We start from the raw sequence: 12,106 nt of genomic DNA, 5'->3' as shown, positions 1-12,106 counted from the left end.
CTACCGAGTCAATGACAGGAGGCGCTATGTGTTATCAACATATTTTAATTACCACCGATCTGAGCGATGACGGCAAACGGCTGGTTGAAAAAGGCGCGTTGCTGGCCGCTGCGCTGAAGGCCAAACTCTCCCTGATCTACGTGGACGTTCATTACGATACCTATCACGCAGCGATTGGTTTCTCGGAGAGAAGCTACGACGGCGTGTCTTTCGCCGACAAGATCAAGAAAGAGATGGAACCGATGACCCAAAATGTGAATTACCCGATCCACGAGGTGATTATCGGGCGCGGGGATTTTATTGAACAATTGCAGAACGCGGTAGTGGATAAAGGGATCGATCTGGCGATCTTCGGCCATCATCACGATCTGTGGAACAACCTGTTTTCATCGACCCGCCATGCCATCAATCAGCTGAACGTCGACGTGCTGGTGATCCCGATTAAACAGTAACGCATAAACAAACCGCGCCGCTGCGCGGTTTGTCGCCTTCAGGCTACCCAACCCCTCAAGATAAATGCGCGAAAGTTCTCTTTCTGCCGGCAAGCGGAACGGAGGGCGTTCATCTCAAAAACGACAAAAATCAGGTAACCCAACAAAAGTTAGCTTTTGAGAGGAATGCGGTTACCCGTTTGTTTTTACGAGATTATTGTAAGAATAAAATGCTTCATCATGCCTAATGGTTATTTTTGACTGCGTTAAACGGTAATCGCAGATTTTATGATGCGACGCATATCACAAAAAACACGTTGAAACCTTATACATCGGTATTACGATCGCCTTCCCAAATTCGATGGGAATATATAAAAGCCGCTTTACTGAGTGCTAAGCCCGTTATAAAACAAACGCATGTTTAAAAACAAACAAGTGTCCAATATGACCAGCAGAGAAAAACAGATATTGCAGCTTCTGAGACGCGATCCTTTGATCCCACAGCAGGAAATTGCCGATGTTTTAGGTATTAGCCGCTCTGGTGTTGCAGGACATATTATGAATTTAATGAATAAAGGATATATAAAAGGAAAGGGCTACATATTATCGGAACACAGCTACGTGGTTACCGTAGGTTCAACCAATATGGATGTCTGCGGTTATTCCTCGTCAACATTAGTGTATGAAGACTCTAACCCCGGAAAAATAAAATGTACCCCCGGCGGCGTCGGCAGAAATATTGCGCAGAATGTCGCTTTGCTAGGCCGTGAATGCCACCTTATTTCCGTCGTCGGCGACGATTTTTATGGTGAAACGCTCTTGGAGCAGGCAAAGCTGGCGGGGGTGCATATCGGCAACTTCCACAAGCTGCATGGTGAAAATACGTCGACCTATATCTCGTTGCTCGATGCCGGCGGTGAAATGTTGGTGGCTATTAATGATATGAGGATCCTGGAGAAGCTGACGCCGGCATTATTAGCGACGTCCAAAGACCTTATTCAGCATGCGGGCGTGTTGGTGGTTGACTGCAACCTCACCGAGGAGGCTCTGGCCTGGTTATTCGGCCATTGCGGCAACGTACCGATCTTTGTCGATACCGTCTCGGCGTTTAAAGCGCCAAAAATCCGCAGTTGGCTCTCGCATATTCATACTTTAAAACCGAATCGCCTCGAGGCCGAAATCCTCAGCGGCATGACGATTAGCGGGCCGCAGGATGCGCAACCGGTTGCTCACTGGTTCCATCAGCAGGGCGTACAGCGGCTGGCGCTCAGCATGGGGGCTGAAGGTGTTTATTACAGCGAGATTGACGGGCAAAACGGCTGGTCACGGCCGCTGATGGTCGACGTGGTTAATGTGACCGGTGCCGGCGATGCCATGATGGCGGGGCTGGCCCACTGTTGGCTGGAGGACATGACGCTGGCGGACAGCATCCGCTTCGCCCAAGGCTGCTCTGCGTTAACGCTTTTATCTGAATTTACCAATAACCCTAATCTGTCGAATGGCAGTGTCCAAAAACTGTTGGAGCTTCAATCATGAAAACGACCCTTATCACCCATGACTACCTGGATATTTCAGCGGAAGTGGCCGAAGCCCTGGCCAATAAGCGCCCGGTTGTCGCTCTGGAATCCACCATTATCTCCCATGGCATGCCGTATCCGCAGAACGCGCAAACCGCGTTGGAGGTTGAGCAACAAATCCGCGATAACGGCGCAGTACCCGCCACGATCGCCATTATAAATGGCCGCATGAAAGCGGGATTAACGCGTGCTGAAATTGAGCTGCTGGGCAAAGAAGGCCATAACGTGGCGAAGGTGAGCCGTCGCGATCTGCCGTTTATCGTCGCCGCCGGCAAGCACGGCGCCACGACCGTGGCCTCTACCATGATTATCGCCGAGATGGCGGGGATCCACGTATTTGCCACCGGCGGTATCGGCGGGGTTCACCGCGGCGCCGAACAGACCTTTGATATATCCGCGGATCTGCAGGAACTGGCGCGAACCAATGTCGCGGTGATCTGCGCCGGCGCCAAGTCTATTTTGGATTTAGGGCTGACTACCGAATATCTCGAGACGCACGGCGTGCCGCTGATTGGCTACCGGACGCAAACGCTGCCGGCATTCTTTTGCCGCACCAGTCCTTTCTCGGTGAGCATCCGGTTGGATGAACCTGCGGAAATCGCGCGAGCAATGACGACCAAATGGCAGACAGGACTGGGCGGCGGCATGGTTATCGCCAACCCTATTCCGGCGCAGTATGCGGTGCCGGAAGACAAAATTAATGCCGCCATTGAGCAGGCGGTGCAAGAATCCGTTGAGCAGGGCGTACATGGCAAAGACAGCACGCCATTTTTACTGGCGCGCGTAGCCGAGTTGACCGGCGGCGATAGCCTGAACGCCAATATTCAATTGGTGTTCAATAACGCCAAACTGGCGGCGCAGATCGCCTGCTGCTTCCAGCAGGCTGCGGCATAAGAGCTCGCCGTTTCTTAAGTTTTATTCGGTAAAAAAATCAATAAAAAAGCCAGCCTGAAAGGTGGCGGGGCACGCTTTGTCTCGCACTCCTTTCAGGTATCGACCTATCTATATCCTTTGACGTTCAAGTTGCCGCCAATAACGCTACAGCTTGAATGATGGGGATAAATTAAGGATGGATTTATGGACTTATTACGCAGCTTATTGGGTATCTTTATTCTTCTCCTTATCGCTTTTGTTTTTTCCAACAACCGAAAGAAAATAAGTTTAAGAACGGTGGGTGTGGCGTTATTTTTGCAGATAGTGCTTGGTGCCATTATGCTTTATATCCCGGCGGGGAAATGGCTGGTTAATGCGATAGCCGGCGGCGTTAATAAAGTGATTTCTTACAGCGATGCAGGCAGTACTTTTATTTTTGGCGGATTGGTGGGGCCAAAAATGAACGTTTTATTTGATGGCGCCGGGTTTGTTTTCGCCTTCCATGTGCTTCCCGCCATCATATTCATTACCTCTCTGATCTCGATTCTCTATTACCTCGGCGTGATGGGGTGGGTGATCAACCTATTGGGCTATGTTTTTCAGAAAATGCTGCGGGTCAGCAAGGTGGAGGCTTTTGCCGCCGTAACCACCATCTTTCTGGGACAAAACGAACTGCCGGCGGTGTTAAAGCCTTTCATCAACAAGATGAACCGCAACGAGCTATTCACGGTAATTTGCAGCGGAATGGCATCGATAGCCGGTTCTATGTTGGTCGGCTATGCCGGGCTGGGCGTGCCCATTGAATATTTGCTGGCGGCTTCGCTGATGGCGATCCCCGGTGGGATATTGTTTGCGCGCATGTTGAGCCCGGCCACCGAAGCTTCGCAGGTGGCGTTTAGCCAGATGTCGTTCAGTGACAAACGCCCGGCGAGCATTATTGAAGCGGCGGCGAGCGGTGCCATGCTGGGGCTGAAAATTGCGATCGGCGTTGCCACCGTGGTGATGGCGTTTGTGGCGTTGATCGCCCTGATCAATGGCCTTATCGGCGGCGTGGGTGGTTTGTTGGGTTGGCAGAGCCTGAGTCTGGGAAGCCTCTTCGGCTATCTGTTCTCGCCGTTGGCTTACATTATGGGTGTGAACTGGGATGATTCGGGATTGGTCGGCGGGTTGATTGGCCAAAAATTGGCGATCAACGAGTTCGTCGCTTACCTGAACTTCTCGGCGCACCTCAAGGGGACGGCGGCAGCGCTGGATCCCAAAACCATCGCCGTGATTTCCTTTGCCCTGTGCGGGTTCGCCAACTTTGGTTCGATCGCCGTAGTGGTGGGGGCATTCAGCGCAGTTGCGCCGGAGCGCGCTTCGGATATCGCCCGTTTAGGGATGCGCGCCTTGCTGGCGGCGACGCTGTCCAACCTGATGAGCGCCACCATCGCCGGGTTGTTCATCGGCCTGGGCGCGTTGACGATAGCGTCATGACCAATACCAGACTCTTGCTCTGCCTGGCGCTAAGCACCGGGGTTTTATCAGGTTGCTGGGCCTGGCTGGCCGGGCAACTTCAGCTTGCGGGCTGGATAGGCTTTTTAGGCTGCACTACCTATTTCGCCATCCCGAAAAAAGGCCCGGCCGGTTTGCTGCGTGGCATGGCGGCCAACATTAGCGGCGTGCTATGGGCTGCCGGCACCATCCTGTTAACGGCCTCGGCGGGCGCAGTGTACGGCGGCATTCTGACCGGCCTGATTTCGTTTGCCCTGTGCGCACAATCCCGCTTGCCGCTGCTGGGTTTTGTGCCTGGCAGTTTTATTGGCGCTTGTGCCATGTTTGGGGCGTCGACCGACGGGCTGGCGGTGATTGAAGCGTTATGCCTGGGCGGCGTGATGGGGTATTTGATGCAAGCAGGCGGCCTGTGGCTGGCAAACTTTCGACGGCCTTCGAAGACGCGTCGATAAGAATTTCGTGCTGTAAACTTGCGCATTAGATAAGTGAGTACTAATGTATTGTCATGAATGAAAATGAGATCTTCAAAGCGCTGGCGGATCCCACCCGTCGCGCCATCTTCGAAAAGCTGGCGATTGGCAGCATGAATGCCAGTGCGCTGCGCGAAGGCATGCAAATCAGCCAATCGGCCATGTCCCAACACCTGGCGGTGCTGCGCCATGCCGGGCTGGTGTGCGAAGAGCGGCAGGGGCGTTTCGTCAATTACGAAGTCGATCCCCAGGGTCTGGCGCTGATCGCCCGTTGGCTGGATAAGTACCGTGCCTTCTGGCCGGCGCAGATAGACAAGTTGCACCTTTTGCTCAAGGACATGGACCAATGAACGACACCGGCTGCGAAACACGGGGCGAGCCTTTGGTTCTCGAATACCGGCTCGACGCACCGCCGGAGAAAGTCTGGCGGGCGCTCGGCATCCCTGAGTTGCGTGAACAATGGTTGCCACAACAGGTATTGGCCGATGCCGAGCCGGTCGTTTCGATACCGGGTGAGGAAATCCGTTACCGGATGCGCGATGACGAACCGCCATTCCTCGAAAGCACGGTGACGTTGCAAATCCGGCCCGGCGCCGATGGTGGCTGCCTGTTGCGCATTATCCATCTTCTGGACGACGCACGCCTGACGGCGGCCAACGACAGCGGCCAACCCCTTATGTGCGCCGCCTGACCCCTTCATTCATCAACTGTATCTGCAAAACGGAGTTCACCTATGCGTGAAGCGATGCTGCTCGTCCCGACGGTGGTAGAACAATCCAGCCAGGGGGAAAGATCCTTTGATATTTACTCGCGGTTATTGCGCGATCGCATCATCTTTCTGAATGGCGAAGTCAACGACGCCATCGCCGAACTGGTCTGTGCGCAGTTGCTGTTTCTCGAGGCGGAGAACCCGGAAAAACCCATTCACCTCTACATCAATTCACCTGGCGGCGCCATTACCAGCGGCTTCGCCATTTATGACACCATGCGATTCATCAATGCGCAGGTGCATACGCTGTGCATGGGAACCGCCCGCTCGATGGGGTCGTTTCTGCTGATGGCGGGGGAGCCGGGCCACCGTGCGGCATTACCCAATGCCAGCCTGCATGTTCATCAGCCGTTGGGCGGTTTTCAGGGCCAGGCATCGGATATTTTTATTCATGCGGAAGAGATGCGGCGCACCAAGGACCTGGTGATCCGGCTGTATGCCGAACATTGCGGCCACAGCGCTGAAGAGGTTGAACACGTGCTGGATCGCGACCGCTTTATGACGGCCGACGAGGCGGTTGAGTGGGGTTTGGTGGATCGGGTGCTGGTGCGGCGGTAGCCGGGGGACAAGGGAAAAGATTTCACCTGTGCCACAGGATATGGTGTATTTTGCGGGGTGAGTTTTAGTCGGGGATTCCGTATAATTAAGCTATATTTTGTGTGTTCTCAAGATAAGGTGTTTTCAGTGAAAAAGACCAGTCTGCAAGCCAAAGTAGCCTACTGTGCCAAGACGCGTCGTTCTAACTACGCTGCCAGCCTGCGTTTAGAAGGTTATGAAGTCACAGAGGCGGAGTCTAAACGCGAGCTACCCGAACGCGAAGCTGTTTTACGCACGTATCGGAAACTGGCCTAACTTTTGGACAAGTACGGTACCGGACAAGATCCCTACTGTTACCCTGGTAGTAGCACGCTACGTAATCGGTTAAACCTTCAGGATGATGTGTTACTCGTACAGGCCGAACGTGATCTTTCAGAGATTGCGGTTGACCAGATCGATTTTTCCCTTCCTCCTTATGATCTGAGCTACCTTCAGCAAATTCACCGTAGTTTATTTTCCGATATTTATGATTGGGCTGGTGAGCTTCGCACTATTGACATCTCAAAGGGCGACACGCGTTTTTGCAGCCTTACTCGAATCGAGCCAGAGGCTGCCAAAATCTTCGACATCATGGCGCGGAAGGATTGGTTTGAAGGGTGGGAGCGTTCAGCCTTGATCGATACAGTGGCCGAGCTATTTGGCGATCTGAATATGATCCATCCTTTTCGGGAGGGTAACGGCAGAGCTCAACGCGTTCTGTTCGAGCATATCATCGTCAACGCGGGCTTTACGATCAGTTGGTGGCCTGTCGAAGAGGCTGAGTGGATACGCGCTAACATAGCGGCGGTCATTTGTGATTATGGGCCATTGAAAGCTGTGTTCGAGAAATGTATTGGGGAGCCGATCGGTGAGATGAAAGAAAGACCGGATACTTCAGTTTAGACTGGCACTGTTTTCAGGGAGGAGATCAAAATCATGGTGTCATCTTTTCGTAAAGTAAAAACTTATTATTGATATGATTTAATTGTTATGTAGGAGGGCAGATGAAAGCATATACTACCCGGAAAATTCAAAAGTGCGTGGAACTAAAACGAGCATGCTTACATGACCAGCTTAAAATGTTAATACTGCTATATACTCAGAGATAACATGAGATAACCCTTTCGCATTAAATGGTCCTCTCGTAAAGAAATAAGACTCATCATCGCATATGGGGATAAAGCATCTTGAATAATACTGTTCTGATTGATTAAGTTGTCGAAGGTTGTCGATTGATTCAATTCCTTGAATTCTTTTACTATGTATGCGTATTCGTATGATAAACCATGTCTCTGTTCCAAAGATGTAAACAAATCACAGTAATATATCCTTTGTCCGGCAGGATAGGAGTCAATCATTTCTGCTAAGCTGCTCAACACCATTATATCCCATGTTTGAAACGGCCAAAGCATAGAATACTCCCTTTTCATTTTAAGGATATTTGGAAAAGAAAGTTTATAGTTTTCCGGTGTTGGTGTGAATAATTTATTTTCGATCATCCATTTCTTCCACTTTCGATAGTCTCGATCGAAATAGAATTTTCGATTAGCCAAGTATTCAGAACAAAGCCCATGAGCTTTGTTCTTTAAATATAAAAGTTTTTGACGCTGGCGATAGAGATTCTGGCAATTAGTTTGGAATTGAATATAAATCCTATCAAACATCTTAGTTATAGACGGATGTTTGATCCATGACCATGTCGGTTTATTGGACTCATCCGTATAATGACGACATACTATACTTCGGTCATCTTGATATGCCAGTTCAGGTATATTCTCAGAAAATGAATATATTACAGATATTACACGATTTCCGATAAATCCTTCGAGTACTACATAGTCATCAGTATCTATTGATATAGATACATTTTCACAGGCTATATCTCGTTTGGGATAAATTAGTTGGCTTTCTTTAAAGGTTACTCCAGTATAGGTGTATTCCATTTCTTTATGGATACTAGGTAAGTGAATTTTCTTTGAAGTCAGAGATTTTTTAACTGATTGCAGTGATCTGCTTTTCCTCTCAGCTTTTTTCTTCTGTTTCTCTAGTTCTATCTTTTCTAGATATTCAAGTTTTTTTGTTTCAAGGGTAGAGTGATAGATCCATTCGTACTCTACAAGGTTGTCACTAACCAGTGCAATCCATTCAGTGATGCTGTTGCCTTCATTTAGAGGAAAATAGTACTCAATTGAATCAATCTGATTATCAATATAGTACTGTCGCTTTTCCTCTTCGCACTTGTGAGTAACACAAACTTCAATAGCCACCTCGCCAGTTCCTGTTCTCAGGTATACATCTGCTAGATAGGGGCCGATCCTGTATTCACGAACTGACTCATTAACCGCCGTGGCCTGCTCTGGAACTATGAGGTCTTCTCCGTTAACTTCAATCTCGTTTTCGGGGAGAGTGATCTCCGATAGAGAAGCAAAATGCAACTGCATCGCGATATGCAATTGTGTCATCTGACAGTCCCGGCTTTCCTCTTTAGTTGTGTGGGAGAAATGGTGCTGAATAATCATACCATTGTTCTTTGCTACTAGGTCGTCACCACAGTTCTTACAAATGCATTCACAGTGTTTGCCGTTAGGAACGGCATCAACGTGGACTATCTTGTTCGAATCTTTGTGAAGGGCATACTCAAATAGCATATTTGGGGTTCGCATCCATGCTTAGATTTATACTGAAAGGCCTAGGCCGCTCTCAACCAGGTCATAATCGAATGTCTATCTATTGATCGCAGACCATTCATCGAGCTTGTCGACCCATTCTTGCATCATTACCTTTCTTTCATCAAGGTAGGTTGACCCGCTCCCCGTATGTGATCCATTCATATGCGCTGTTAAGAGATGTTATGAATGCTGCAGACATAAAAATCCACGCAACTGCGTGGATTTAAAGTCTATTTTCTGCTTCCTGAGACGGTAAGAGACAGCCAGAAACAACAGATTATATTTAGACGTTGAACAAGAAGTTCATCACGTCGCCATCTTTGACGATGTAGTCTTTGCCTTCTGAACGCATCTTGCCGGCTTCTTTGGCGCCTTGCTCACCCTTGTAGGTGATGAAGTCCTCAAACGCGATGGTTTGCGCGCGGATAAAGCCTTTCTCGAAGTCGGTGTGGATCTTGCCGGCCGCTTGCGGGGCGGTAGCGCCCACCGGGATGGTCCAGGCGCGCACTTCTTTTACGCCGGCGGTGAAATAGGTTTGCAGGTTCAGCAACTCGTAACCGGCGCGGATCACGCGATTCAGACCCGGCTCTTCCAGGCCCAGCTCGGCCATGAATTCGGCGCGGTCTTCGTCTTCCAGCTCGGCGATGTCGGATTCCACGGCGGCGCACACGGCAACCACTACGGAGCCTTCGGCTGCGGCGATTTCGCGCACTTTGTCCAGGTACGGGTTGTTCTCGTAACCGTCTTCGTTGACGTTGGCGATGTACATGGTCGGTTTCAGCGTCAGGAAGCTCAGGTAGCGGATGGCCGCTTTATCTTCTTCGGTCAGGTCCAACGCGCGCAACATACCGGCGTTTTCCAGCTGCGGCAGGCATTTTTCCAGCGCCACCAGTTCGGCTTTCGCGTCTTTATCGCCGCCTTTGGCTTTCTTCTGCACACGGTGAATGGCGCGTTCGCAGGTGTCGAGATCCGACAGCGCCAGCTCGGTGTTGATGACTTCGATATCGTCAGCCGGATCAACCTTGTTGTTCACATGGATGATGTTGTCGTTTTCGAAGCAGCGTACCACGTGGCCGATAGCTTCTGTTTCACGGATGTTGGTCAGGAACTGGTTGCCCAGGCCTTCGCCTTTGGATGCACCCTTCACCAGGCCGGCGATGTCGACGAATTCCATGGTGGTTGGCAGGATGCGCTGAGGCTTGACGATCTCGGCCAGCTTGTCCAGACGCGGATCGGGCATCGGCACCACACCGGTATTAGGTTCAATGGTACAGAACGGGAAGTTGGCTGCTTCGATACCCGCTTTGGTCAACGCGTTGAACAGGGTGGATTTGCCTACGTTAGGCAGGCCGACGATACCGCATTTGAATCCCATGTTGTTATCACCTTAAATATCTTGACTATCAGCTGGTTAGGGTTAACCCGCTGCATAAATGGCAGAATAATGCGGCCATTATACACGTAATGGCCGTTTTTCTCGATCTGGCTGTATAGGGGAGGAAAATGCGGCGGCGGGGCCGCTTTGCATTGAGATTTGGATCACATTTACACATACTGCGCTTCTGATTCACCTACAGGAAACGCGCCGGATGTCCTTCTTGCCCAGTCCACCCTGAGTTGCCTCTCTCTGCCGCGGTTTGCCGCGCCATGCGGCTCTGGTTCCCGTTCTGCGGGGATGTGTTTTTTATCTGTCAGAAGCGAATAATTCATGTTTAACCTGAGCAATATCAGGCTGTCGGACGTCAAGAACGAGGTCCTGGCGGGCTTTGTGGTGGCGGTATCGATGATCCCGGAAGCGGTCGGCTTTTCGCTGGTCGCCGGGCTTTCCCCGATCGTCGGGCTGCACACCGCTTTTATTATCGGCCTGGTTACGGCGCTGTTCGGCGGTAAGCCGGGCATGGTGTCGGGTGCTGCCGGTTCGATCGTGGTGGTGCTGATGAGCCTCGCGGCGCAGCACGGCATGGGATACGTGCTGTGGGCGACGATTTTCGCGGGCGTTATCCAAATCCTGATTGGCGTGTTCCGGTTGGGCAAATTTATTCGGTTGGTGCCGCTGCCCGCCATACACGGTTTTGTTAACGGCCTGGCGATTGTCATCATGCTGGCACAACTGCATATGATTGCCGGGCAGGGGCCGCTGATGTACGGGCTGGTGGCGCTGGCGATCCTGGTAGTGGTGTTCTTCCCCCGGCTGACGCGCGTGATCCCGGCTTCGCTGGCGGCGCTGATCCTGGTTTCCGCATTGGCGATCGGGTTCAATCTGCATACGCTGCGGGTCGGCGATCTGGCGGATATTTCCGGTGCCTTGCCGCATTTCAGCTTGCCGATGGCGCCGTTCAGCCTGGAAATGCTGAAAGTGGTGCTGCCGTACGCGTTGGTGATCGCCCTGGTCGGCCTGATTGAATCACTATTGACCATGACGGTGCTCGACGAAATGGGCGGCAAGAAGGGCAACGGCAACCGCGAGAGCATCGCTCAGGGGGCAGGCAACACGATTTGCGGTCTGTTTGGCTGTTTTGCCGGTTGCGCGATGATTGGGCAGTCGATCATCAACTTCACCTCCGGCGGCCGCGGGCGTATTTCCGGCGTAGTGGGTGCATTGCTATTAATCTTGTTTGTGGTCAGCCTGTCGGGCTATATCGGCCTGCTGCCGGTGGCGGCGCTGGCCGGGGTCATGCTGGTGGTCTGTTACAACACCTTTGAATGGAGTTCGCTGCGCCGTCTGCGCCGCATGCCGAAGATGGATGCGCTGGTGATGTTGCTGGTTACCCTGATCACCATCTTTACCGATCTGGCGGTGGCGGTAATCAGCGGAGTGATTATCTCGGCGCTGGTATTTGCCTGGCAGCAGGCGCGCATCCGCGTTCGTCAGCGCCAGGTGGAGGGCGATGTGGTGGTGTATCAACTCGACGGCCCGCTGTTCTTTGGCTCCACGGCGGCGTTTGCCGACCTGTTTGAACCGAAAAACGATCCGGAAAACGTGGTGCTGGATTTTGCCGGCACCCGGGTGATGGATTCCAGTGGGGTGGAGGCGATCGACAAGCTGACGGCGCGTTATCTGGCGGCAGGCAAATCCATCCGCCTGCGTCATCTGAGCGGCGATTGCGTGCGGCTGCTGAAACGGGCCGGCCCTTTTTGCAGCCATGAGCTGGATGACCCGCAATATTATGTGGCAGAAGAAGGGTATCAGACCGATGACAGTAACGTCGGCGAAGAAACCTTTAAGATACGGACGTAACGCCGCTAG

13 protein-coding genes are annotated in these 12,106 nt (G+C 51.8%); 11 read left to right on the top strand and 2 right to left on the bottom strand.

Going from position 1 to position 12,106, the window contains the following annotated elements; all coding sequences use genetic code 11:
• Positions 1 to 26 precede the first annotated feature (26 nt).
• The 10 genes from ACUTSW_RS06085 to ACUTSW_RS06040 all read left to right on the top strand — a co-directional run bounded on the left by ACUTSW_RS06085 (position 27) and on the right by ACUTSW_RS06040 (position 7,093).
• Positions 27 to 452, top strand: a complete 426-nt coding sequence (locus ACUTSW_RS06085) for a universal stress protein (protein ID WP_013812494.1) — start codon at positions 27 to 29, stop codon at positions 450 to 452.
• Between the two features lie 396 nt (positions 453 to 848).
• Positions 849 to 1,967, top strand: a complete 1,119-nt coding sequence (locus ACUTSW_RS06080; protein ID WP_062870526.1) for a PfkB family carbohydrate kinase — start codon at positions 849 to 851, stop codon at positions 1,965 to 1,967.
• The gene (locus ACUTSW_RS06075) at positions 1,964 to 2,902 is read left to right on the top strand and encodes a pseudouridine-5'-phosphate glycosidase (RefSeq protein WP_445583940.1); all 939 of its coding nucleotides are present in this window, start codon (positions 1,964 to 1,966) and stop codon (positions 2,900 to 2,902) included. The genes ACUTSW_RS06080 and ACUTSW_RS06075 overlap by 4 nt, the downstream gene beginning before the upstream one ends.
• Before the next feature lie 183 nt (positions 2,903 to 3,085).
• Entirely contained in the window at positions 3,086 to 4,357 is a 1,272-nt protein-coding gene (locus ACUTSW_RS06070) for a NupC/NupG family nucleoside CNT transporter (RefSeq protein WP_445583939.1), read from the top strand.
• Positions 4,354 to 4,827: a DUF1097 domain-containing protein gene (locus ACUTSW_RS06065; RefSeq protein WP_445583938.1), complete on the top strand. Its 474-nt coding sequence runs from the start codon at positions 4,354 to 4,356 to the stop codon at positions 4,825 to 4,827. Before ACUTSW_RS06070 ends, ACUTSW_RS06065 begins: the two co-directional genes overlap by 4 nt.
• A gap of 53 nt (positions 4,828 to 4,880) precedes the next feature.
• A complete protein-coding gene (locus ACUTSW_RS06060; RefSeq protein ID WP_197927520.1) occupies positions 4,881 to 5,195 on the top strand; it encodes an ArsR/SmtB family transcription factor in 315 nt (104 codons plus the stop codon).
• Positions 5,192 to 5,536 carry an SRPBCC family protein gene (locus tag ACUTSW_RS06055; protein ID WP_445583937.1) on the top strand — a complete coding sequence of 115 codons (345 nt, stop codon included), beginning with the start codon at positions 5,192 to 5,194 and terminating at the stop codon, positions 5,534 to 5,536. Before ACUTSW_RS06060 ends, ACUTSW_RS06055 begins: the two co-directional genes overlap by 4 nt.
• A gap of 42 nt (positions 5,537 to 5,578) precedes the next feature.
• Positions 5,579 to 6,172 carry an ATP-dependent Clp protease proteolytic subunit gene (locus ACUTSW_RS06050; protein WP_062870531.1) on the top strand — a complete coding sequence of 198 codons (594 nt, stop codon included), beginning with the start codon at positions 5,579 to 5,581 and terminating at the stop codon, positions 6,170 to 6,172.
• 126 nt (positions 6,173 to 6,298) lie between these two features.
• Positions 6,299 to 6,466, top strand: coding sequence for a YhfG family protein (locus tag ACUTSW_RS06045; RefSeq protein ID WP_079250996.1), 168 nt, complete (start codon positions 6,299 to 6,301; stop codon positions 6,464 to 6,466).
• A gap of 3 nt (positions 6,467 to 6,469) precedes the next feature.
• Positions 6,470 to 7,093, top strand: a complete 624-nt coding sequence (locus tag ACUTSW_RS06040) for a Fic/DOC family protein (RefSeq protein ID WP_434462889.1) — start codon at positions 6,470 to 6,472, stop codon at positions 7,091 to 7,093.
• A gap of 188 nt (positions 7,094 to 7,281) precedes the next feature.
• On the opposite strand, the gene ACUTSW_RS06035 is transcribed toward ACUTSW_RS06040, so the two are convergent.
• Positions 7,282 to 8,709, bottom strand: coding sequence for a hypothetical protein (locus tag ACUTSW_RS06035; protein WP_445583936.1), 1,428 nt, complete (start codon positions 8,707 to 8,709; stop codon positions 7,282 to 7,284).
• A 433-nt stretch (positions 8,710 to 9,142) separates the two neighbouring features.
• Positions 9,143 to 10,234 (bottom strand): redox-regulated ATPase YchF, encoded by a 1,092-nt coding sequence (gene ychF / locus ACUTSW_RS06030; RefSeq protein ID WP_062870535.1) that lies wholly within the window; start codon positions 10,232 to 10,234, stop codon positions 9,143 to 9,145.
• A 333-nt stretch (positions 10,235 to 10,567) separates the two neighbouring features.
• Here ychF and ACUTSW_RS06025 point away from each other — a divergent pair, with 333 nt between their 5' ends.
• Complete coding sequence (locus ACUTSW_RS06025) at positions 10,568 to 12,097, top strand: SulP family inorganic anion transporter (protein ID WP_445583935.1); 1,530 nt, start codon at positions 10,568 to 10,570, stop codon at positions 12,095 to 12,097.
• Positions 12,098 to 12,106: the final 9 nt, after the last annotated feature.

It is taken from the genome of Serratia sp. TSA_198.1 (assembly GCF_052686505.1).
This window is presented reverse-complemented; position numbering and strand designations above follow the sequence as displayed.

What these genes read in the sequence shown, in the direction of transcription:
- ACUTSW_RS06085 (WP_013812494.1), top strand. Translation starts at nt 27, where the DNA reads ATGTGTTATCAACATATTTTAATTACCACCGATCTGAGCGATGACGGC.
- ACUTSW_RS06080 (WP_062870526.1), top strand. Translation starts at nt 849, where the DNA reads ATGTTTAAAAACAAACAAGTGTCCAATATGACCAGCAGAGAAAAACAG.
- ACUTSW_RS06075 (WP_445583940.1), top strand. Translation starts at nt 1,964, where the DNA reads ATGAAAACGACCCTTATCACCCATGACTACCTGGATATTTCAGCGGAA.
- ACUTSW_RS06070 (WP_445583939.1), top strand. Translation starts at nt 3,086, where the DNA reads ATGGACTTATTACGCAGCTTATTGGGTATCTTTATTCTTCTCCTTATC.
- ACUTSW_RS06065 (WP_445583938.1), top strand. Translation starts at nt 4,354, where the DNA reads ATGACCAATACCAGACTCTTGCTCTGCCTGGCGCTAAGCACCGGGGTT.
- ACUTSW_RS06060 (WP_197927520.1), top strand. Translation starts at nt 4,881, where the DNA reads ATGAATGAAAATGAGATCTTCAAAGCGCTGGCGGATCCCACCCGTCGC.
- ACUTSW_RS06055 (WP_445583937.1), top strand. Translation starts at nt 5,192, where the DNA reads ATGAACGACACCGGCTGCGAAACACGGGGCGAGCCTTTGGTTCTCGAA.
- ACUTSW_RS06050 (WP_062870531.1), top strand. Translation starts at nt 5,579, where the DNA reads ATGCGTGAAGCGATGCTGCTCGTCCCGACGGTGGTAGAACAATCCAGC.
- ACUTSW_RS06035 (WP_445583936.1), bottom strand. Translation starts at nt 8,709, where the DNA reads ATGATTATTCAGCACCATTTCTCCCACACAACTAAAGAGGAAAGCCGG.
- ychF (WP_062870535.1), bottom strand. Translation starts at nt 10,234, where the DNA reads ATGGGATTCAAATGCGGTATCGTCGGCCTGCCTAACGTAGGCAAATCC.
- ACUTSW_RS06025 (WP_445583935.1), top strand. Translation starts at nt 10,568, where the DNA reads ATGTTTAACCTGAGCAATATCAGGCTGTCGGACGTCAAGAACGAGGTC.